The organism is Echinicola salinicaeni, from assembly GCF_014280965.1.
In the GTDB taxonomy this organism is placed as follows: Bacteria; Bacteroidota; Bacteroidia; order Cytophagales; family Cyclobacteriaceae; genus Echinicola; species Echinicola salinicaeni.
In genome coordinates this window covers 544,340-567,089 of record NZ_JACODZ010000002.1, presented here as the reverse complement: position 1 = coordinate 567,089, position 22,750 = coordinate 544,340, and the positions used below count along the sequence as shown (strand labels likewise).

23 protein-coding genes are annotated in these 22,750 nt (G+C 38.0%); 18 read left to right on the top strand and 5 right to left on the bottom strand.

From position 1 onward, the window contains the following. The first annotated feature begins 131 nt into the window (after positions 1 to 131). From H7U17_RS05545 to H7U17_RS05480, 14 genes are all read left to right on the top strand, one after another. Positions 132 to 707, top strand: coding sequence for a zeta toxin family protein (locus H7U17_RS05545; protein WP_186755651.1), 576 nt, complete (start codon positions 132 to 134; stop codon positions 705 to 707). After that, positions 697 to 888: a hypothetical protein gene (locus H7U17_RS05540; protein ID WP_186755650.1), complete on the top strand. Its 192-nt coding sequence runs from the start codon at positions 697 to 699 to the stop codon at positions 886 to 888. The genes H7U17_RS05545 and H7U17_RS05540 overlap by 11 nt, the downstream gene beginning before the upstream one ends. A gap of 118 nt (positions 889 to 1,006) precedes the next feature. Next, positions 1,007 to 1,360, top strand: coding sequence for a hypothetical protein (locus H7U17_RS05535; RefSeq protein WP_186755649.1), 354 nt, complete (start codon positions 1,007 to 1,009; stop codon positions 1,358 to 1,360). Between the two features lie 701 nt (positions 1,361 to 2,061). Further along, on the top strand, positions 2,062 to 2,700 hold the full coding sequence (locus tag H7U17_RS05530; protein ID WP_186755648.1) for an outer membrane beta-barrel protein: 639 nt from the start codon (positions 2,062 to 2,064) through the stop codon (positions 2,698 to 2,700). A gap of 214 nt (positions 2,701 to 2,914) precedes the next feature. Then, positions 2,915 to 3,496, top strand: coding sequence for a Crp/Fnr family transcriptional regulator (locus H7U17_RS05525; RefSeq protein ID WP_186755647.1), 582 nt, complete (start codon positions 2,915 to 2,917; stop codon positions 3,494 to 3,496). Positions 3,497 to 3,576: 80 nt separating this feature from the next. Further along, positions 3,577 to 4,197: a hypothetical protein gene (locus tag H7U17_RS05520; RefSeq protein WP_186755646.1), complete on the top strand. Its 621-nt coding sequence runs from the start codon at positions 3,577 to 3,579 to the stop codon at positions 4,195 to 4,197. Between the two features lie 600 nt (positions 4,198 to 4,797). After that, entirely contained in the window at positions 4,798 to 6,663 is a 1,866-nt protein-coding gene (locus H7U17_RS05515) for a DUF3604 domain-containing protein (protein WP_186755645.1), read from the top strand. A gap of 9 nt (positions 6,664 to 6,672) precedes the next feature. Beyond that, positions 6,673 to 7,533 carry a peptidyl-prolyl cis-trans isomerase gene (locus tag H7U17_RS05510; RefSeq protein WP_186755644.1) on the top strand — a complete coding sequence of 287 codons (861 nt, stop codon included), beginning with the start codon at positions 6,673 to 6,675 and terminating at the stop codon, positions 7,531 to 7,533. After that, positions 7,530 to 8,516 (top strand): HupE/UreJ family protein, encoded by a 987-nt coding sequence (locus H7U17_RS05505; RefSeq protein WP_186755643.1) that lies wholly within the window; start codon positions 7,530 to 7,532, stop codon positions 8,514 to 8,516. Before H7U17_RS05510 ends, H7U17_RS05505 begins: the two co-directional genes overlap by 4 nt. A 384-nt stretch (positions 8,517 to 8,900) precedes the next feature. Beyond that, entirely contained in the window at positions 8,901 to 10,571 is a 1,671-nt protein-coding gene (locus H7U17_RS05500) for a tetratricopeptide repeat protein (protein WP_186755642.1), read from the top strand. Positions 10,572 to 10,929: 358 nt separating this feature from the next. After that, the gene (locus H7U17_RS05495) at positions 10,930 to 11,310 is read left to right on the top strand and encodes a PH domain-containing protein (protein WP_186755641.1); all 381 of its coding nucleotides are present in this window, start codon (positions 10,930 to 10,932) and stop codon (positions 11,308 to 11,310) included. Between the two features lie 347 nt (positions 11,311 to 11,657). Next, positions 11,658 to 11,882: a DUF433 domain-containing protein gene (locus H7U17_RS05490; protein WP_317172696.1), complete on the top strand. Its 225-nt coding sequence runs from the start codon at positions 11,658 to 11,660 to the stop codon at positions 11,880 to 11,882. Further along, positions 11,879 to 12,094, top strand: coding sequence for a DUF5615 family PIN-like protein (locus H7U17_RS20610; protein WP_230981277.1), 216 nt, complete (start codon positions 11,879 to 11,881; stop codon positions 12,092 to 12,094). The genes H7U17_RS05490 and H7U17_RS20610 overlap by 4 nt, the downstream gene beginning before the upstream one ends. Positions 12,095 to 12,325: 231 nt before the next feature. Further along, entirely contained in the window at positions 12,326 to 12,538 is a 213-nt protein-coding gene (locus H7U17_RS05480) for a hypothetical protein (protein ID WP_186755640.1), read from the top strand. A 202-nt stretch (positions 12,539 to 12,740) separates the two neighbouring features. Here the strand turns inward: H7U17_RS05480 and H7U17_RS05475 are convergent, their stop codons facing one another. Further along, the gene (locus tag H7U17_RS05475) at positions 12,741 to 13,496 is read right to left on the bottom strand and encodes a class I SAM-dependent methyltransferase (RefSeq protein ID WP_186755639.1); all 756 of its coding nucleotides are present in this window, start codon (positions 13,494 to 13,496) and stop codon (positions 12,741 to 12,743) included. Between the two features lie 69 nt (positions 13,497 to 13,565). Here H7U17_RS05475 and H7U17_RS05470 point away from each other — a divergent pair, with 69 nt between their 5' ends. The 3 genes from H7U17_RS05470 (at position 13,566) to H7U17_RS05460 (ending at position 16,831) form a co-directional block, all read left to right on the top strand. Next, positions 13,566 to 14,354: an AraC family transcriptional regulator gene (locus H7U17_RS05470; RefSeq protein ID WP_186755638.1), complete on the top strand. Its 789-nt coding sequence runs from the start codon at positions 13,566 to 13,568 to the stop codon at positions 14,352 to 14,354. A gap of 637 nt (positions 14,355 to 14,991) precedes the next feature. Then, the gene (locus tag H7U17_RS05465; RefSeq protein WP_186755637.1) at positions 14,992 to 16,074 is read left to right on the top strand and encodes a hypothetical protein; all 1,083 of its coding nucleotides are present in this window, start codon (positions 14,992 to 14,994) and stop codon (positions 16,072 to 16,074) included. A 517-nt stretch (positions 16,075 to 16,591) separates the two neighbouring features. Beyond that, complete coding sequence (locus tag H7U17_RS05460; protein WP_186755636.1) at positions 16,592 to 16,831, top strand: hypothetical protein; 240 nt, start codon at positions 16,592 to 16,594, stop codon at positions 16,829 to 16,831. A gap of 655 nt (positions 16,832 to 17,486) precedes the next feature. Here the strand turns inward: H7U17_RS05460 and H7U17_RS05455 are convergent. The 4 genes from H7U17_RS05455 to H7U17_RS05440 form a co-directional block, all read right to left on the bottom strand. Beyond that, positions 17,487 to 18,395 carry a DUF4382 domain-containing protein gene (locus tag H7U17_RS05455; protein WP_186755635.1) on the bottom strand — a complete coding sequence of 303 codons (909 nt, stop codon included), beginning with the start codon at positions 18,393 to 18,395 and terminating at the stop codon, positions 17,487 to 17,489. 121 nt (positions 18,396 to 18,516) lie between these two features. Then, positions 18,517 to 19,890: an outer membrane beta-barrel protein gene (locus tag H7U17_RS05450; protein WP_186755634.1), complete on the bottom strand. Its 1,374-nt coding sequence runs from the start codon at positions 19,888 to 19,890 to the stop codon at positions 18,517 to 18,519. Next, positions 19,887 to 20,465, bottom strand: a complete 579-nt coding sequence (locus H7U17_RS05445) for an RNA polymerase sigma factor (protein ID WP_317172691.1) — start codon at positions 20,463 to 20,465, stop codon at positions 19,887 to 19,889. The genes H7U17_RS05450 and H7U17_RS05445 overlap by 4 nt, the downstream gene beginning before the upstream one ends. Continuing rightward, entirely contained in the window at positions 20,449 to 21,132 is a 684-nt protein-coding gene (locus tag H7U17_RS05440; protein WP_186755633.1) for a hypothetical protein, read from the bottom strand. Before H7U17_RS05440 ends, H7U17_RS05445 begins: the two co-directional genes overlap by 17 nt. Before the next feature lie 471 nt (positions 21,133 to 21,603). Between H7U17_RS05440 and H7U17_RS05435 the strand changes: the two genes are divergently transcribed. Then, positions 21,604 to 22,491, top strand: a complete 888-nt coding sequence (locus H7U17_RS05435) for a hypothetical protein (protein ID WP_186755632.1) — start codon at positions 21,604 to 21,606, stop codon at positions 22,489 to 22,491. Positions 22,492 to 22,750 lie beyond the last annotated feature (259 nt).

Sequence of the window (22,750 nt, the reverse complement as noted above, 5' to 3'; positions counted from 1 at the left end):
TCTTTCCTGCCTACCTTTAGGCTAGGTTAGTTCGTATTTGGATTAAGCCAAAAATGAACAATACCAAAAGTGAAGAGATGCTGCACTTGTAAGCTATCCCAAATCCATAGTTAATCGTATATTTGCTTTAGATGAAAAAATTATACGTCATAGCAGGATGTAATGGAGCTGGAAAAACAACAGCCTCTTATACAATTTTGCCAGAAATCCTGGACTGCAAAGAGTTTGTAAATGCAGATGAAATTGCGAGAGGATTATCTCCCTTCCAACCGGAGAAAGCAGGAATAGAAGCTGGCAGATTAATGTTAATAAGGATTAAGAATCTTTTAGCAGCCGGTGAAAGTTTTGCATTCGAAACCACACTTTCTACTAGGAGTTACGTTAAATTTATTGAAAAAGCCAAGCAGTTGGGATATCAAGTAACTTGTTTGTTTTTTTGGCTGGATTCTGAAGAATTGGCAATTTCCAGAGTGGAGACAAGAGTGAAAGAAGGTGGCCACTTTATTCCTGAGGAAGTAATAAGAAGAAGATATACCAGTGGGTTGAACAATTTTTTCAATCTTTTTCTCCCTAGGGTTGATAACTGGCTGTTTGTAAATAATTCGGGTGATAATTATGAAATTATAGCAGAAGGAGCTCTGGGTGAAGAGACCGTCAATAATTTTAAAAAATGGAGTGAACTAAAAGAAAAATATAATGGACAATAAAGAACAGTTAAAAGAGGAAAGGGACAGAATAGTTAAGGGACTTGAAGAGACTTACAAAAGGCTTGTCGAATTCAAAAAACAAAAGAAAAGTCCAATGATTGTAAACAGAAATGGAAAAATTGAAGCAGTAGATCCAAATGAAATACTACCTACAACATTGTATAAGCGTAATGCGGGTTAGGTAATTAATATCAAATATCTTTCTACCAATAAGCTTTATGGTAAATGAAAAGTGAATTTCCCTGCTCCTTTCGTAATCCGTTTATACCATACCACTGTAATAAATACACCCCAAAAAGATGCTCGAACATCCAATAACGGCTGTATTACTAATTATCGGGGGAACGGTTGGGTTTACGTTCCTAGCTGTGAACCAATCAAACGATACTGAATTATCAGATAGCATCCGCTTTAGGGGTTACGCTGGAAATTTATTATTCGTGATTATTGGAACTTCAATTCTCATAAACTTCTCCATGTTAACAGCTGCAATAACATTGATGTCTTGTTCAATTGGGGTTTTAATATTCGGATTGATGACAAAAAAAATTGGAATTCAAAGCCAGATACATAAGCCCCAGGTTCTAATCTTCTCGATAATAGGAATAACAACATCTGTGGCAATACTACTCCTTGTAAATTTCTCCAATTAAAAGGATTACTGTTGAGAAGGTAAATGAGAATTTCAATCCGAGGCTTTTTTGTTTTAGGGGATAGGTAAAGACACCCTAGGTGGGCTTATCGTAGTGGATTACCACTAAGCAATTATTGTACTTGTTTTTGGCCATTGCAAATGGCCTATTGACGTGAGGGATCTTATTTGGTAATTATTGATATTAAGGTGTAGATACAATCTACACCTAGGGAAGATGGAAATAGATAAAAGTACCTGAGTCGGAGACTCAACCTTAGGATGTCCTGCAGCTCAGCTGACAGGACAACAGGGCAAGGAGATTGGAAGTTAGAAGTACGAAGTAGGAAACGGGAAGTGCGCTTGCCAAAGTGGTTTACTGGTATAAGATTATTGGACTTGTAATATGGCCATTGCAAATGATCTATTGAGCTGCAGGATATTATTTCGATATGGAATATTAATGTGTAGATGCAATCTACACCTAGGGAAGGTGAATCTAGGATAAAGCTTTACTAGAAGATGGTGGAATTATTACTTGATCCCGTAAATATAAAAAGCTTTGAAAGGAGGCCCAATAAAGAAATTTGGACAAAAATTATGGATTAAATGGAGTCTACACCTTCGCTAATCAGCTATACTTAGATGTTCATATATGGATAACTAGATTTCAAACTTTATATTGTTCCACCTGCTATAGGCTAATATTTAATAATTCTGATTATGGAAAAATATCTCTTTTATTTTTTACTATTATTTATTCCATTTAATGCATTCTCCCAAAACCATTTTATAGGCTTAGATGGAGGATTAGTTTTTAGTAATCTTTCGAGTAAGTCTTTTAGGAATACCGATGGAAAAATAGGGAAGAAATTTGGTATATCCTATGAATACCAGGCTCCTAATCATATTTTATATGGGATTGATGCTAACTACGAACAGAGAGGTTTCAAAATCAACAGTGCTAATGGAGTACAAATTTCCTATAACTTTAATTATCTTTCAATCCCACTTAAAGTTGGTGTATATGATAAGCTATCCCGATTCTTTATCAATGGAAATGTGGGAGTCATCCCTTCAAGGTTACTAAAAGCATTTGCGGAAGTTCCAATAACCAATATCCCTAATTCTATGGAATCGGATATAAATGAAATTACGGGCTTTGTTAGGCATTTCGACATAGGAGCACTTGGCGAATTCCAAGTTGGGTACTATATTTTTGACGTTCTACTTTTAAGGTTTCAGGTTAACTATCAACACAGTTTTACTTCTGTATTTGGAAAGCAATTCTTTGCTGAAGAAAAGGGTTATCATAGAAATTTGGGTGCAGTACTCAAAGCTACATGGAAATTAAATCTATAGAAGAGTATTTGAAAGGAATTGGGAGCATGGAAGTTTTAGATGGGGTATAGAAATCTGGGAGATGTACAGTTGTCCGTAAGCAAAAGGATGATATGGTTACTCGATATATTTTTTATACAAGGCCACAGTAAAAGCATAACAACCTAGCAAAATGGTTATATTCGACTTCAGAATATACATATTTTAGCAATTGGTAATAATTTAAAAAAGTACAATGCAGGACCTACTATTTGACTTCCTATCAAAATACATTACCCTTTCAGAGGATGAAAAAAAGGCATTAATAGATTTAAACATTTTTCACTCCTTTAAAAAAGGTACGGTTTTGTTAAAAGAGGGACAAAGGTCAAAAAATGGCTACTTTGTGTTGCAAGGTTGCATTCGCACTTTTTATAATGTGGAAGGAGAAGAAAAAACAACTGCTTTTTATACGGAAATGGAGGGAATAACTCCTCTCTGTGTCCTGAGCAAGGAACCCTCTGAATACTATATTTCCTGTGTAGAGGATTGTATCCTTATCGTTTCAGATCCTGATATGGAACTGGAGATCTTCCAGAGCTTCCCAAAGTTTGAAACACTCTGCAGGGTATTATCAGAAGAGCTCTTGGCCAAACATCAAGTCGATTTTGATGCCTTTAAGGTCTCTTCGCCTGAACAGCGCTATTTAAATCTATTAGAAAACCGCCCAGATTTATTGCAGCGAGTGCCCCAATATCAATTAGCAAGTTTTTTGGGGATTAAGCCCCAATCGTTGAGTAGACTGAGAGCGAGAATTCATAAAAGCAACAAGGTTTAAGACATCTTTATTAACTTAAGTGAACGATTTTAGCCCTATCCCCCATCTAATTTTGCAATATCATCTAACCAGAAAAAGATATGCAAATGAAGATTTTATTAATGGGTATTGTATTGTTTTTATCATATTCATTTCCAATCAACGCTCAATATGCTAAGCAAGACAGCACTTATAAAAAGTGTTTTATTGGAAGTACATTTTTTATCTTGGGCAATTTAAGTTCTACAAACAGGCCAGATTTCGTGCAGTTAAATTTGGGTTATAGAATCACAGGCAAGGATGTGGTCTCTCTAGAGTTAAAAACGTGGAAATATGCATGGCCATTGGGAATTCCTTATGGGCCTTCATATGAAGCTCCTGAAGAAAAATTTCCTGGATATATTAGAGAATATGGTTTTGCTTTAGCTTATCAGCATTATTGGTGGAAAGGACTCTATTCGGGCATACACATTATGAATGCATGGCAATCATTCATCAATGAAACAGGAAGGAAAATTGATGATGGATTTCAAGTATTCAATACCTATAGGTTGGGCTATCATTTAAAACTTTTTAAAGATCGGTTTTTCATTGAGCCGTCCATTGCTATTACCCATCGGCCATATCATACTGAAATGCCGGATTCCTTTAAGCAATTGGATGACAAATGGTCCAAGTTTTTTATTGGGGAACCAGGGCTGCATTTCGGGTTCAATTTTTAATTGTTTTTGACTAGGCCCAACTGGGGGCATTTCTGAGCAGACCAGAAAAAATCCTCATCCATTCCAATATATCGGATTTGCTCCTGATACCATAAAAATTTCTTGCCTGTTCTTTAGACACGAAACCGGAGAGAACTTCGCTTACAATTTATCTACATGCATTTTCGGAAAACCTTTCCAAATCCTTCATTTTGTCAGATTATAGGTTTACAATTTTCAATTAAATTGTAAACCTATTTCAGGACACGACCAAATTGGTGGAGAGGCCACCTCATACACCTAGACCGGGAGGATAGTTGGATAGCTATATTAATTAAATAAACTATTATAGTTTCCCATAACTTATCAATGATGTTTTAGTTATTTTTAATAACTTAAGACATTGATGTTTAAATAAATAACTATTATTAAACATCTTTAAAGTTGGCCGTATTACGGACTTTTAAAATCCGATAAACAAACCATTACTAACGTTTATCAGAGGAAGAGTGTTCAATGCATTTGGTGGTATGCCTTACTAGACCATCAGATAAATATTCACTAAGCAAGACGGCCTCAATTGTTTTCAAAGGTTAATCTAGCACTTAAAAAAACAAAAGCATGAAAAATATTGGAATGATAGCTTTATTCCTGATGGTAATTGCTTGTAATCAGAAGCAAAAAGGGGAGAGTTCAGAGAACAATAGTAATCAGGAAACAGAAAAAGTAGCATACAATCACAATGGATCAGTTTACGATATTGTTGAAAACCCACTTAAGGAGGCCTATTTTGGGGAACAGCATTTGCATACGGCTGCGTCAATGGATGCCTTTATAGCGGGTACGCGCCTGACGCCAGATGATGCTTATCGATTTGCACAAGGTGAAGAAGTTATTGTGAATGGAAAGCCTCATAGAATAAATAGGCCTCTGGACTGGGCAGCAGTGACAGACCATGCTGAGTTTCTAGGCGAAGCCTATACCTTAATGAACGAAGGAACTCCTGGTTATGACAGTGAAGCAGCAAAGGCCATGCGTAATGCTCCTGATCTAAAAACGGCATTGACTGTTTACAAAAAGTATGTCCTTGATGCATTGGCAGGAGGAGATGCCCATCCTGATTTTTGGCAGGGATATGAAGCCGTAAAATCGCAGTGGCAGGTGAATATTGAGGCTACCGAAAAGCACTACACCCCGGGGAAGTTTACGACCATCCATGCATATGAGTGGAGTTCGGCCCCCAATACAGCCAACTTACACAGGAACGTATTCTTTAGGGATACCAATTTGCCTGATATGCCATTTTCGGCCAATGAAGGGCCTTCACCTCAAGAATTATGGGATTGGATGAAAACTCAGGAAGCCAATGGCGTAAAGGTGTTTTGCAATCCACATAATCCCAACGAAAGTAAGGGAATGCTTTTTCCAGAGGTGGCCATGAACAATAAACCAATAGATGAAACTTATGCAAAGACACGTCAACATTTTGAGAGAAATCTGGAAATGATGCAAACCAAAGGAAACTCTGAGGTTGTACCTGATTTTTGGCCAAATGATGAATTTGCAGATTTTGAAAATGCCGTTTCACTCCAAGAATATTACGGTAGAATATTCGAAAAGCATAACTTTATCCGTTATGGGTTAAACAGGGGGATCAAGTATTATGAGGATTTAGGAATTAACCCTTTCAAATATGGCTTTGTAGGGGGGACTGATAGTCATAATGGCGCTATGTCCAATGTAGAAGAGTTCAATTATGTGGGGCATCACGGTATGGCAGACCAAACGGCATTAGACCGGTCAAGAAATGAGCAAGACGGGGAAATGTACAATAGGGACATGAATCCAGGAGGCTTGACGGGTGTTTGGGCAACATCCAATACCCGAGAAGCCATATGGGATGGCATGCACAACCGGGAGTCTTTTGCCACCTCTGGCCCTAGGATCAAAGTTCGCTTTTTTGCAGGTAATGGCTATAAAAACACCTATGATTCTTATGAGGAAATGATAAAAGACGGGTATTCCAAGGGGGTACCCATGGGACAAAATTATGAGGGCACGGAGGCACCGGAGTTTCTGGTCTGGGCAATTAAAGATCCTATAGCACCAAACCTGGACCGTATACAGATCATCAAAGGGTGGGTAGAGAATGGTGAAATGAAGGATGAAGTCTATAATGTGACTGCTTCGGAGAACCGTTTAAAAGCTGATGGTACTGTTACGCCCATAGATGCTCCAGTGAACATGGAGACAGGAGAATTCAATAAAGAGAAAGGTGCCCCTGAACTAATGGCGGTATGGAAAGATCCAGACTTTGATCCGAATCAAAATGCTTATTATTACGTGAGGGTAATACAATTGCCAACAGCCCGGTATAGTTTATGGGATGAAATAAGAAATCCAGATGTCCATTATCCAGAAGATACCAAAAGAGTAATTCAAGAACGTGCATGGGCAAGTCCGATTTGGATAGAACCAAAGAACTAAAAGCTTCGTATGAAAAAATTTATAAAGGAACCCCTAGTGCATTTTTTGTTGTTGGGCTTCATGATTTTTGGATACTATTACCTGAATAAAACAGATGACCAATCTGGTAATGTTATAGTAATCGATGATGCAGAGTACGATTATTTGCTTGGTCTATGGAAAAACCAATGGAAAAGAGATCCAAATGAACAGGAAATAAAGGCATTTATCGATCAGTATCTTAGACAGGAAGTGTTTTACAAAGAAGCGCTTGCTTTAAATTTGGATCATAATGATATCATCGTAAAGAGACGTCTTTCACAAAAGATGGAGGCCGTGTCAAATGATTTAAATGCCATGATCAATCCACCTGATGAGGGAGAACTGAGGGCTTTTTATGATAAAAACAAAAGCTTGTTTCAGTTTCCTGACAGTTATTCATTTCATCAGGTGCTGTTCACCAATAATGAAAGTAACCTCCAAGAAGAAATGGAATGGACCATGCAGGAAATGAACGATGGCCAAGGTATTCCAAAATCCCTACAGCTTAAATTATCTCTTCCCAACAAGTGGGAAGACCGCACTGAAGCAGATATTAACAAAGCTTTTGGAGGTGATTTTGCTTCCACATTGGATACTTTGCCGATCAATAGATGGACTGGTCCTGTAGAATCTGGATTTGGTCAACATCTGGTTTTTGTTTCAAAAAAAGATACGGGAAGGTGGGCAGATTTTGAAAAGATAAAGCCTTATGTTGAAAAAGAATATGAGTACCAGACCGAACTGAAGACTCAGGAACAGGTTTACCGGGATTTATTGGAAAAATACCCTGTGATCATCACCTCAAAGCATATGCCTGAGCGAATTAAAAAAAGCTATGTGGAGAGATGAAGCCTGTAATTAAAATAACTATATTAATCCTGTTTTTTATCAGTATGCATTCTGTTAGGGCACACGAAATACGTCCTGCCTACCTACTGATCAAGGAGCAATCGCCTAAGTCCTACACTGTCCTTTGGAAAGTACCCAGAACTGTTGAGAGGGTATTGGATATTCAACCCCAGTTTGAAGAAGGTTTCAAGCTAAGTGAAACCGTTCCTCCGCGAATTTTAGAAGCTTATGTGTTGTATACCTATAAGCTTACTGCTGAGCAGAGTTTATCAAATACGCAGATTTCCATCCATCAACTCAATACCACTGGAATAGATGTCCTGACTGATATTCGTTTGCTAAATGGACAGCGTTATAGTTTTTTGCTGCAACCTACCCATAATATCGCAACTGTACCCCAAAGCTCAAGTAAATGGATGGTGGCTAAAACTTATACGAGCTTAGGTATTGAGCATATACTGTTTGGGTTCGATCACCTTTTATTTGTCCTGGCACTGATTATGATCACTATAGGTTTTAAGAAACTTTTAAAAACCATCACATCGTTTACCTTGGCCCATAGTATCACACTCAGTTTTTCAGCTCTGGGAATTGCCAATTTGCCCAGTCCCCCAGTGGAAGCAGTGATTGCTTTGAGCATAGTTTTTTTAGCCTTGGAAATCCTAAAAGTGCAACAGGGAATCCCTTCTCTTACCAGTCAGAAGCCATGGTTGGTAGCTTTTAGTTTTGGTCTCTTGCACGGATTTGGTTTTGCAGGAGCGCTTAAAGATATAGGCCTACCCCAAAACGAAATTCCTCTAGCCTTGGCCACTTTCAATATTGGTGTTGAAGTGGGCCAAATTCTTTTTGTAATCATCATGCTCATCGTACTAAAATTGGTCAAATCCATTGTCCCAAATAGAAAACAGGTCTCCAAGCTTGCTCCTTATTCCATCGGGGCAGTAGCGGCTTTTTGGCTAATAGAAAGGGTTTTGGCATTTTAAATATCCATAATTGGACTTTATTATTTCCCAGAAATCTAAGATTAGGTGGAGTAAGTTGCTTCATCTCATTATTTAGGGTGTTTGGAATTCCAGTAAAAGATATGCTTTTAAAATCCTTACCTAAGCCGACGCTTTTTGTTTTAGGGGATGGATAAAAACACCTTAGGTGGAGTTTTTGTTGGGAATGGGGACTTGATTAGATTGTTTGAGAATGATTCCAAAAATGAAATAGAACCGTTCCCTAAGAAAGCTAAATACTTATTCTATATCTGGTGTTTTTTAGGTAAATTTATTGATAGTGGATATAAGTTGACAAACCTATCCACAACTGCCCATTCACGACAATGTTAGCTCTCATTGGTTAAAAGAACAAATAACTTCATTATGAAAAATGCTATCAGACTTTTAACCATATTAATAATGGCCTTTTTGGTCGGATGTCAAGGTAAAAAGCCTCAGCCACCTGAGCCTAGCGACCTTGGACTTTTAAGAGGTGAAATCACACTTTGCGGAAGTGGTGAGTTTGGTGAGGTTAGTTTTGCACTGTCATGTAACGTAGATGCTAGATCAACTTTTGATTTAGCTATTTCGCTCTTACATTCTTTTGAATATACCGAAGCTGAGAAAGCATTTGTAAAAGTATTAGACATCGATCCGAAATGTGCCATGGCATATTGGGGAGTGGCAATGAGTAATTATCATTCACTATGGCTCCAATCCGGAACAGCGTACCTGGAAAAGGGTACTAAAGTGCTAAAGCTAGCCAAATCTATTTCCACCAACGAACGCGAAAATGCGTATATCAAGGCCCTTAGTGCTTTCTATGATAACTGGAAAAACATTACTCATCAAGAACGAGTGCAGCGATTTGAAAGAGAAATGTACAAAGTTTATAAAACCTATACGAAAGATGAAGAAGCTGCAATTTTTTACGCGCTTGCACTGCGTGCCACTGCTGATCCATCGGACAAGACATATGCCGTCCAAAGAAAATCAGGAGAAATACTAGAGTCAATATATCCAAATCAACCTAATCATCCAGGGATCGCACATTATATCATTCACAATTATGACTATCCGGGGCTAGCCGAATTGGCCCTACCAACTGCCCGACTATATGCCCAAATTGCCCCTGCATCTGCACATGCCCAGCACATGCCATCACATATCTTCACTCGTCTTGGTCTTTGGGATGAGTCCATTAGTTCAAACATCAATTCAACAGCCTCAGCACGGTGTTATTCAAAAAGTATAGCCCCTCTAGCTCACTGGGATGAAGAACTACATGGAATGGACTATCTGGTATATGCCTACTTACAAAAAGGCGATTTGAACAAAGCTAATGAACAATACGAATACCTAAAGACCTTTAAAAAAGTATTTCCGATCAATTTCAAAGTCGCTTATTCTGCTGCTGCAATTCCAGCACGAATCGCATTGGAAAGTAGGAATTGGGAAGCCGCTGCTACTTTGAAAAAGCCAAAACTGGAGTTAAGCTGGAGTTTAATGCCTTGGCAAGAATCAATACTTATCTATGCAAGAGCGATGGGTTCAGTCAGATTGGGCCATATTACAGACTCAAAAAAAGAAATGGAAAAACTGGTTGCCAACCGAAAGAAACTGATGAATGCTGAGGATAATTATCAAGCCAATCAGGTCAATATTCAGATCAAAACCATCAAAGCATGGATAGCTCTTGCTGAAGATGATCAAATCATGGCGATCGAATTGATGAGGGAAGCTGCTGAAATGGAATATAACACAAATAAGCATCCGGTAACTCCTGGCGAGGTAATACCTGCAGGGGAATTGCTTGGTGATATGCTCTTACAAACCAACCAACCAAAAGAGGCATTGGCTGCATACGAATATGATTTAAAACAACATCCCAACAGGTTCAATGGAGTTTATGGTGCCGCAACTGCAGCTAAGAATTCAGGTAATGAAAAGCTCGCTGCTTCCTACTATTTTCAATTAATGAAACTGGGGCTTAATTCTGATAGACCGGAAGTTGCTATTGCCAAAGAATACCTAAAAAAGAAAAACAATATCTAGTCGAATAGTCGACCAAGGCCCATAAAGCCACAGCCTTTCCCGCATAGGGGGGAGCGCAACTACCCTCCCGCGCACAAGGTCCAAAACCTTTAGGGTCTACTATGAGGTTTAGGAAAGAATTCAGCACAGGCTGTAAAAGAAGGTTCACCCTAGAATAGGTATAGTCTGTGATTCCACTTTCCTATCTCTGTTATTTGTAATTCCATTACTCATAACAATATCTTAGAAGACCTCCTCAAAGCCGACACTTTTTTGCTTTAGGGTGATGAGTAAAAATACCCTATGTGGGGTATTGTGCAGGACAGAAGTTATCATTAGGTTTAAGGAATTTTTATTATCAATTTTTAATTAGAATCAAATGGGATTATTTTCATCATTGCTAGGTAATGCCGGAGCCGTAGATCAGGAAAAATTAAACAAGGATTATGGGCAGCTTTTAGTAAATAATGAAGAAATAGAAATAGGCTTTAAGTTGATCAGAGACACCTTCATATTTACCAGTAAACGTTTAATCATAGTGGACAAACAAGGTTTGACAGGAAAAAAAGTGGAATATTTGTCTATTACTTATAAAAGTATTAGTCGGTTTAGTATTGAAACATCAGGAACCTTTGATTTGGATGCTGAATTGAAAATTTGGATATCTAGTGAACAGGCTCCCTCCATCTCAAAAAAAATCAACAAATCGGTCAATGTTTACGATGTACAAAAGGTATTGGCCCAGCATGTTTTGGGCTAATGAATTTATGAATTCGAATTTGGCCAAACAATATGCCGGTCCAGTTTGCTGTAGCCATAGATCCATCCCAATTCTTGAAGCTATGGAGAAGGAAAAAGTAAGAATACTAGAGAAGAGTGAAACGATCTAAATTGGCTGACTAACTGGAAAAATAAAGCCTGAATTGATTTAAATAACTATGGAGTAGAGAGTCAGAGACTCAATTTTAATCGTCCCGCAGCTCAGTTAAGGGGACAACCGGAAAAGCTAAATGGATGCTGTATGTCTCAGCTTGGTGGATAAAGATCAAGGGTCTGAACCACATAATAAAAAGTTTTGCATTTTTAAGTATGGAATAGAAAAAACACATAGTAGCTAACGAATCCGTACTATTGGGGGAACCTACAGTTAAAGGAGCTCGTTTATCTATTGAACATATCATTGGACTACTTGCACAAGGTTGGACCGAACAACAAATTCTTGAGAATTACCCAAGATTGAATCGGGAATCCTTACAGGCTGTTTTCTCCTATATCCAGGATTGTTTAAAAGATGGACTTTTGTATACGAATTCCAAATCAAACCACTTTTGAAGTTTTTAGCTAACGAAAACGTTCCTTTCTCTATTATTACCTATCTTAAATCTGCTGGATTTGATATCAAGGCAATAGGTATCGATGATCCAAGTATCACTGACAAACAGGTCATCGATATTGCAATCGATGAAAACAGGACTATAATTACTTATGACAGTGACTACGGTGAGCTAATATTTAAACATGGATATAAGCCTGAAGCTGGGTAATTTTCATAAGAGTTCAGCCTGTGAACCTTTAGAAACAGCCAAGATTCTTGAAGATCTCATTTTTAAAAACGCAATATCATTCGATAGAACCCTAACGGTTATTGACGCAAATACAATAAGACAGAAAAAATTTCAGTGTGTTATTGTCGTAAATAGTCCAAAACTATAGTATATAAAATAATTATAATGGTAAAAATGGTTAACCCTTCCCTAGATTTTAGACCTTAGGGAATGATTTTAGCAATCCCCGCTCGTACCTCCAACTGGGTGGAGTATACCACTCATCCAAGTTTCAATTCATTTCTGAGCTTTTTGATGCTATATGGAGACCAAAGATATGAAAGTGTAGATTGGAAGGTAGAAGTAGGAAGTGCGCTTGTCAAAGTAGATTACTGTCAGAACATTGCTAGACTTGTATTTTGGCCATTTCAAATGGTATATTGACCTAGAGTAGATTTAAATAATTTAGTACTAAGGCTGGGGCGAACCATTTTATTTCTTTTTGGGCATTGCAAATGCCTTGTATTTAAAGGTCCAGATTGCAAATCTGGACCAGCAAGAATTATTTCTGTGAAATAGGTGCCATTTTTCAGATAATGTTTTGAAGGGTAAAACTTACTGGAAGAATAGCGGATATACAGATAATTTAATTTTCCAACGAGAAAATATGAATGGGGTAATGTAAAAAATATTCATCATCAAGCTTGGTGACGTTTATCCCCAGATCATTTACTCCTAGATCTGCAATGATCATACTTTCTAAAGCATTGGCATCATTTGGATAAGATGCTTTAAGTTGCTCTTTAAGTCCAATCTGCATAGAATAGAAATCTGTATTTAAACTTTTAAAGCCTAGCCTTTCGAAAAGATTTGAAAATTCAGTTAATGAAAGTGCTGCAACATGAGAATTATCCCTGTTCTTTTCCATTTCATTGTAGTTTTTAATTTTGGAATCTGGTAAAGAAACATCAACAACTAAAACCTTCCCTCCAGGTTTACAAACCCTTTTCATCTCAGACAAAACTTTAAAAGGATCTATGAAATGATGAAAACCGAATCTAGAAATTACAATTGAAAAGCTATCGTCCTCATAGGGTAAGCTTTCTACATCTCCAATTTGCCAAGTCACATTCGTAAGACTACGCTTTGCCTGTAATTTCTTTGCTTCTTCAAGCATTCTTTGAGTCATGTCAATCCCTGTAACATGGCTGGTGTATTTTGCAAATTCGCATGCTACAATGCCCGATCCACATGCAATATCCAAAACTTTATCGCTTCTGGAAGCCGATGATATTGCAATTAGTTTATCCAGGGAATCACTATGTGAAGTAATAGAGGTGTAAGCACTGGCTTGTTTTGAAAATTGATTTACAATGTTTGTGTTATGCTTTTTAGCGTCCATAGTTTAATGTTTATTATTTTCATCAAATTTCAGCACTTCCCACAAAGTCCTAATTACTATATTTGGACAATGAATATCGATTATAAGACAAACATTAAAATTGATCATGGTTTTGAAGTAAATGCATCAAGACCTGTAACTACCTATTCGGAAGAAATTCAAAATGCTAAATGTACCAATTCTCACGCGCATCCAAGAGCTCAAATCATATCTTGTGATACCGGTATTATGAAGGTGGTCACGAAAAAAAATATTTGGGTAGTTAATTCTTTACAGAGTGTTTGGATTGCCAGTAATGAAGAACATCAAGTTTATTTCCCCAATAATGTAAAGGTCATTACAGCATTTATAGATGAGTCAAAACTCAAGGGTTTACCTGTGAATAGTTTCGCTTTCGAAACTTCAGCATTTTTAAAAAGTATCTTAGAGAAAATAATCTCTTTTTCAAACCCCATTATGTTTACTCAAAGGCAAAACAGAATAATCGAAGTTTTAATTGACGAACTTTCTACTTTGCAATCGAGTACAACTTTTCTACCAACAAGTCAGGATAATAGAATTAAGTTAGTATTAGATACGCTAATGAATAATTGGTCCAGTAAGCATACGATAGATTATTATGCCAGCCTAGCATCCGTCAGCACCAGAACACTTTCAAGATTATTTCATAAAGAACTAGGTATGAGTTTTGGAGATTGGAAAATGCGCTTAAAACTCATGGAAGCTATCAAATTATTAGGAGAAGAAAAAAGTGTAAAAGAAATTGCATATAATTTAGGTTATGAAAATGTCAGTTCATTTATTGTCGCCTTTAAAAAACACTTTGGAAAAACACCAGCCAATTACTTGGCAAAATAAGTACGAGGTACAAGGTACGAAGTGGGAAGAATATCAACCACAAAGGGCGCGGAATTCTCGGATGGAGCGAAAGGTGGGTTAATCCCGCCAATCGAAAAGGGCATTGGAGATCATAGTAACTGAGTCGGAGACTCTACCTTAGGACGTCTGTAGGTTAGCTGACAGGACAACAGGGAAATATCTACTGCAGAGGGCACGGAGGTTGCTGAGGAAATACGAAGTATTTGGTATGAGGCAGGAAGGAGGGTGGAGAAGTATATTAGTTTTAGCTACTTACCACAAAGGGGTTAGCCAAGACAAATCCCCATGCCCCTGAAGGGAGCGAACTAAATATTCCTACGCTAAACATCAAGGGCTAATACTGCTTACGAGGCAATGGGATTCTGTAGGCTTTTTTAAGATGTACCATCTTTTTAAGTTATATTAGCATAATGAATTGACAAAGAAAGTGTACAACTGGCATTTTCTGATAAATGTTTTTAGAATTCATTCAACGAAAAGAACCAAGTTAGCGAATGACGGGGATAGCTCCATTACCGTCCTTGTATCCTTATATTACTCATAAGTGTAAGCGTAATAAAATGATCAGTTTTCTGTCCATACTATACCTGATATCAAGTTATTATATCTTAAGGAAATGAAAAGATCCATTTTGTCCTTATATTTTATCCTTCAATTCGCTTATTTAGTGAATCCGGGGGAGGTGTTTGCCCAGAACTGTAATCAAAACAACCTTAATATACAATCAATTGACTTCTATGATACAAATGGAGCACCTTTTGATCCTGATGCGGAATTTGACCATGGAACCGAAGTAGATGGACAAATTTTCGTGACTTATGGAGGAAGTTCTACCAATGCCTATTCCCTTCATTTTTCCTATGATATTTATATCAATGGGACCTTTTCAGAAAGTGTCGTGCTATGCTTATTTCCAGGCCAAAATGTAATCAAGGGTGTGCCGCAGTATATTAACGACTTCACGTTGAATTGGGGGGACAGGATTGAGTTCAGGAACATATTTATGCGTTGGTATACCAATTCAGGTAATTCAGAGTGTCCTACACAGGAGGGCAGCAATGCCCAATGTTACGCCAACCTCGACGGATTCGTTGTTAATACCCCATTAATAGTTTTACCCGTAGCATGGCATAATATTAGTGCTGCAAGCGACACTGAGAGTAAAAAAGTCATCCTAAATTGGTCCACGCTGAAAGAATGGGAAACCAGTCATTTTGAATTGGAAAGATCAATAAACGGGATTGAAAACTTCACCACGATCGCTAATATAGCCGCCCTTGGCTGGAGTAGTGAGCTTACCGAATACAAATATGAAGACAATCAAATCTCCAATTTAGACGGTCTCATATATTACAGAATCAAACAAGTGGACCTAGATGGTAACTTTGAATACAGCCAAACTTTTTCAATTAGATTGGGAGACTTTGACCTTACTCATAGATCTTGGCGTTTTTACCCCAACCCTAGTACGGGCAATCAGCTAAAAATCAAACTCATTGATCGGAAAAACTATAAGGACGGTCCCATTCATTTAACAATAACAAGCAACCATAATATGTTTAAGTATACCTTGAAAGGAGGTATAGATTTTTATGAGGCTGATATAAGTCCTTTAATCAGTGATTTGCCCAATGGCTTAATAATTTTAAGGGTGAACTGGGCAAACAAATCAGAAAGCTTCAAAATCATCAAAAAGTAATGACAAGGAATATATTCTTCTCTAAATGAGCCTGTAAGTCCTATCTATTAGACTAGAAAATTTAAATTCCTGTTTTTGTAGCCAGATATATGAGATAAGGCATTGGTCTTAAATCATGTGGCTAGTGCTAATTAATGACTCCAAAAAACCGCTGGGCTAAAGTCTTGGAACTGCTTCAATTCATCCTGTATATTCTAAAGGGGAAGATAATTGGAATCGAGCGGATATGACAAAACGAAATGATAAAAACTAAATGGGGATTTGGCTTTTGCATTTGACCTTCTATTAATCCCAAAGCCCTAACTCTTAAACATCATGCTAAATAAAGCCTTAAAAAACCCATAAAAATGGAACCCAATGAGCACACTTTCGTTCTATATTACTGAATGTATTATCCTTTTATTGGTAATAGTCTATGAATAATTATTTTTATTGGTTGGCCAATTTACTGCATTCTCCACCTGATAATTGAAAAATCAGGCCGTTTGAATTGTTTAACCATAAATTTATTTTGATCATGAAAACATCTTATTTAGAGTATTACAAATTGATTTTGGATAAGGTGAGTTTCGATTCCACCCTATGGAAAAAGGAATACCAAAAGGCCTTATCCATCTTAAGTCCGGAAGAGGCCTTTTTATTAAAAAACTGGGCCAATAACAAATATTATAAGGCAAACCAAAAATTAGCTGTGCAAGCAGGAAAACAGCATCACGGCATAGCAATAAAACCTCTCGAACCCACAAAAGTCCGGTAGTTTAAAAAGGCCAGTAAATTGCTGGCCTTTTTTCTGAAGGTTAAATTAGCTTAGTCTTAATTATGGAAAGACATCAGCTTGGCTAAGTTTTTCTATAGAGGAGCATTTAACCTAGGCACTTTGAGGCAATAGTCATGGGAGGTTAATATCAGGTATCTATTTTATCTTCAAGCCATATCTCCTGCAAAAAAGAATCACCTTTTCAATCCCCGATATAGGTTATTGCATACTAAAGCTTAAAAAAGCAATTCAAATACCAAGAGCTCTAAAGAATCAAAAAATCCCTAATTAAATTCTCAACATTATCAATCAACTGCCCCTCATGATGACCGTCTTTTAATATTTTGTAATAAAGCTTCTTTTTTTTATCAAAGATCACATACATCAGCCCATCATCAGGGGATTTAAAAAGCTCAAAATCTTCCAGGAAAGTACCTATAAAAAATAAATTCTTGGGTTTATTTATAGTAACACCCCCACTTACAAAGCGAAAGCAATAAAAACTGGCCATAATAAATCAACAAAATATAAAAAAACTTACCTACAAAAGTATTGGAAAAATCCATCTATAAAAGCCCAAAAAAAACAGCTCTTATCCCATAAAAACAGTCAAAACCTATAGCAGCTATTAGTAGCTGCCATAGGTTAAAGCTCATTAATCCAACAATCCTAAATCCAAGGAGAAGTTCAACTCCAAACTGGTATTGCTACTCACTTTGACACCTGATTCTTGCTCTTTGACCACATTTTCACCTTCTGCGGTCACTTCTACTACTACTATTTCATATTCTGTAGGCGCCAAGAATGCCAATACATAGTTGCCCTCGGCATCAACGGATGTACTGGTCACTGCATTTGGAAAACGGTTTTCTCCTTCTGCTGGTGCTGCTGCTTCTTCCTCTGTATAAGTCCCTGCTTCATAAGCATAAACTATATAGGTAGCACCCTCTACCCTATTTTCAATTTGACCTTGGATCTCTCCTGCCTGATCATTAACAATGACCCTTATGGTAGGATTAAGCAGGTACTTGCCCGATGCTCCGGCTTTGGTCACTGATTTTCTTAAATCAAAATCAGCCGTAATTCCTACTGTTCCATTTACCGGTACGGTAAAATCGCCAATTGCCTTATAACCGCTTTGCCCCCCGCTTGGCACAAATAATGGCTGATCCTCTGCTTCTTCGAAAGTAATATAACAGCCTGGATTGCTAATTTCATTTTGGTTCTGTACCGCTGCATCCAATAAAAAACGCAGGCCTGTATATGTGCCAGCTCCAGCATTAAAATCCCCTAATAATTCGCTTGCTCCATTTTGAAGATCCAATAGGTTAATCGTTACAGGACCTTCAAATTCCTCAAAAGCCTCCCAGCTTCCCCCTGACATTTGGTATTCTATCCCAGTAATGGTGACAAAAACAGCAGAAACACCAGCTTCATCAATAGGTGCATCTGTAATGCTAAGACTTACTGTCCCCTCCCCGTCCATATCATCATCTTGACTGCAGGCAGCTAGGCCAAAAACAACCGCAAACAAAAGTGTAAATAATTTCAGTGATTTTTTCATAGTTATATAGTTTAGTTGTGCAGTAGACGATGCAATGGATAAAAGGGTTGGAATGAAAGAAAAAATCTGTGAGATTTATCGCTATCAACAGCTCTTTTCGGTAAACCATTTTCCTCATCCATTACCTTCGGAGGAATAGGTGCATTTGCAAACCTGAAACCGTAGTTCTTCTGAGATAATCAGGCACCTGTACATTTCCCTGGTATATATTGTTTAAACCTACGCGGTAGCTCAATTTTAATCCCAGTTGATATTTTTGCAGGGTATATAATACCTCATATCCTATAATTCCGCCCCAATCCAACGGTTTATAATTCTCGGTAAGGTATTCATCCCTAAAGAAGTCCTCTCCATAAAGTTGGTTGGACTGCCTTACAGAAGTGATCCTATTTAAATAGGGGCCAAAAAAGAGTGCTTTTTCTAATTGCTTATCCAGCACTAATCCTTTATAGGTCCTCCGTATGGTCAGGTAGGTGCCATAATAGCTGATTGCAGTGTTTCCTTTTATAAAATCTCCATTATTATACTCCCCAAAATTTCTGGTTGCCTTTCCCAATAATTCTACCCCGCCATAAAGGCTCCAGTGATTGGGCAATCGGTAACCACCCTGAAGTTGGATGGAGACTGAAGAACTCGGCAATACTTTATCAAACCCGATATTTTCTTTAGCTCTTCTGTACCGTGGGTCGTTAATCCAGGACGCATTCCAAGAAACCCCGGCGCCATAAAACCAAGAGGACTGCTTATTGGAAGCATTAGCATTGTTTACCTTTTCGCTATTAATAACCGACACAGGGCTTATACCTGCTTGCAAAGCAATACTTCCAATATCGAGGTCTGAAGAAGGCCAAATTCTAGCGGTATATTGCGACTTTATCAAGCTTTCCTGCTGGTTAGACTGGCCAGATTTGGGATGTCCTCCTTTTCTTTTTGCTTCAAATAAAGGTATTTCTTTTTCTCCAGCAGGATTCCTCAAAGGGATACCTTCCCTTTTGTGGCTGGATATTGGACTTTGATCTTTCAAGGCCTCCTGCCTTTTCCGTTTGGAATGACCGACTGTCTCACCATTTGTTGCAGCGTTATTCTCTACTTTAGCATACGCTTCTACTACAGCCTCCTGCCTAGGTAATGACTTCTGTGTCGCCTTAGGGCTTTCAACTATTTCTTTTTGGCCAATACCATTTTCCTTCCCATCAGCCAGAGACCTTTCGGTAGAAAATGGTAGCATAGGCAGCCCCATACTTCCCAACCATAACAATATCGCCATCACCAAGCTGGCTTTGGCTCCATCATCATACCATTTTTGTCTCAAGTCATTGTTTAGGCTTTGGTCTATTCCTTCCCAAACATTATCAATATCCAGTTCTTGCTCTATGGCTTCCCATGAGGCATCCAGGTCCAAGCTTTGGTCAATATTGTCCCATACCTCTTTTGGAGGTGCTACCTGGCTATTTTGGAAGATAGCTTTGATATTATCTATCCAATCCCCATTCATCGCTGAAGCTCTTCAGAATTTGACAACCACATTTTCATTAAGCTTTTTGCCCTGCTGTACTGAGACTTTGATGTACCTTCGCTAATACCCAGCATTTCTGCTATTTCCCTATGGTTATACCCCTCTACAGCATACAGGTTAAATACCATTCTGGCCCCTTCTGGCAGGCGGTACAGACAAGTCATAAGATCTTCCAAAGCCATGTTTTCCACTGCTCCACCACTCCCTTCATCCACCACTTCAATGAATTCTGGAGCCATGGCATCTCGTTCATTTTTGTATTTTCTAAAGTGGTCAATGGCCGTATGTACGATGATCCTCCTTATCCAGCCCTCCAATGAACCTTGAAACTGAAAATGTTTTATTTGCCTGAATACTTTGATGAACCCCTCCTGAAGAATATCCATGCCTTCCTCTTTCCTATTGGCATAGCTGAGGCATATGGGGTACATTTTAGAGGCATAAGTACGGTATAGCTGCTCTTGCACCTTACGGTTTCCTTTTATGCAGCCCTTAACCAGTGCTTTTTCGTTTTCCCTTACTGATTCCTCCAAAATATTATTCGAATTTGGCACTGAAAGATTGCTTGATACGCCCGTTGATGATCTGAAACATTTCGGGGTTTTCCTCCGGACTTATCCATAAGGTTTCCTTCCCTTCAAAAGGTCTTAACTCCCCGGCAAGCCATTGTCCCAAGCCTATTGGTTGGAACCAAATCTGGGGTTTAACTTCCAGCGTAATGAGATTTTTCCCGCCACGCTTGACCACAGCCTGATTTCCTGAAACAGCCTTTGCCTCTATATCAATCCATTCAGTGCTACTATTATCAAAAACAAATGGCAACTGGGTCAGTCCGAGGCCTCTTCTTTCCCCCTTGAGATATATTGCCGACTGGCCATTATCATTGCCCAGCTTCATCATGATGTTTATATCGTTATAGACCGCAGGAGGCAGCTGAAACTGGATAAGTTCTTTCAAACTACCGTTTTTCAGGTCTATTTCCTTTTCCACCAATCTGTTCAATTCGGTACGCTTGCCACTTTCAGTCTGGGATTCTATGAAAAGCTCACTGATAAAAAATTTACCTTGGGAGATTTTAAGGCTTTCCTCACTGGAAGCTGACAAAGCCAAGCTTACGGTTATTTGGCCAGGATCCTCCTCTATTTGCTTACAGGAAAACACCATCAACAAACTGCCCAAAAGGATAAATAATTTGCTATAACCTATATGTTTTTTTATCATACTAATTCGAATTTAACTTATCCAAAGTAAGTGGAAGACGAAGTCAATTTATAAAGGGTTGGAAAAGGCAATTAAGATTTTGGTTTAAATATCTATCCTAAAACACAAATATGCCATTTCTTTCCAGTAAATCCCTTATTGAAGTATGAAGTGAGAGGTACTAAGTAGGTAGAGGAGATAGGAGACGCGAGAGCAAGGGGGGTGGGAGTTTGCTGAGAAAATGGGTAACTCTGCTTCGGTGCTTCGAACCTTCGACAGTACTCACTGACTGCAAGTCAGGCTCAAGAAACTCAGGATCGGTTATCCAGTGGCCAGTAACTTGTGTATGACGTTTTAGGATTCCCATTTAAGAAGTCAAGCGATTGATAAAAATACCTTAACTGTGGTATTTGTTGGGAATCGGGAGTTTTATAGCTTTAATGATTGCTAAAATAAAAGCCATCAAAAGCTGGACTAAACCAAAAACTAATCATGGACAGTATTTTTAGAAAATTTTACAGAGGATTATATCAAAAAACGAATGGTTTTATCCCCTCTCAACCTATCAACGAAGCTTTTTATCCGGGTGATTTTTTTCAAATCAAGAAGGGTGAGATCATTATATTGGGGAATATTTTCAGGGATGGTCTTGTTGATGAAGAATCTTGTAAAATTGAATATGAAAAAAAGCTAAATCCCGCGGATTGGATTATTAGTGAAGGCGTCACTACTGATTTATCTGATAGCCATCAAGGGAACAATAAGATATTAGCATTTGAAGACCAAGGGAGCTGTTATTTTCAAGGGGCCCATCCAGAAGCTATTAAAATTCAAAACTGGAAGGCTATTGAGCAAGCATTAATTATTAAACTGACCCAGACATATTATTCATTTCGTGAAGTATATGTCATCACTGAATCTGTCATGATGAATGACTGGACCTTAGCGGTAGCAGGTGCTAAGAATGCAGAAATGGTCTTTTCGCTGGAATCAAAAAAATTGAAATTGGCCGATATTTTCAGCAATGAACCTCTCAAACCAATACAAACCCGCGACATCGAATATTATCACAGAAATTCAAAACGCATCCCTAACTTTTTCAAAGCAAAAAAATTGGACATTCAAAGTACCTCACAAGCATCTTTCATAAGTGAATTCATGAATAAAAGACAGGGCCACCACGAATGGGCAAAAGATTTTTATGAGGTGCATTTAGATTCCAATTATGATGATTTTGCCGATTCAAACATAGAAAAAGTTAACATCTTGGACATATTAACAGCCAATCAACTTAATCCCAATACAGCATTGACATATTTTACATGGGTAGATACCAATCTAGATGATATTGAAAAACTCTTTGTGCAAGCTGGGGAATAAATAAGGACAGGTCACCAAAGAAGTTTGAAGGCGAAGTTTGAAGTGGGATCATGAAGATTGAAGATAGACACCGTAAGCCTATAATCTACTTGTCTCATTACTTACCTTCCTAAAAATGCTTATTTGAATTAAGATGGGTCGGTCCATCTTTCACGCATCGATTCCAATTCCAAAAAATTGTTATATCTTTCCATTATAGTCCTGTAAGGTATCCTTCCATAGCCATCCATTAGGTGGCTATTTTGAAATATGTAAAACT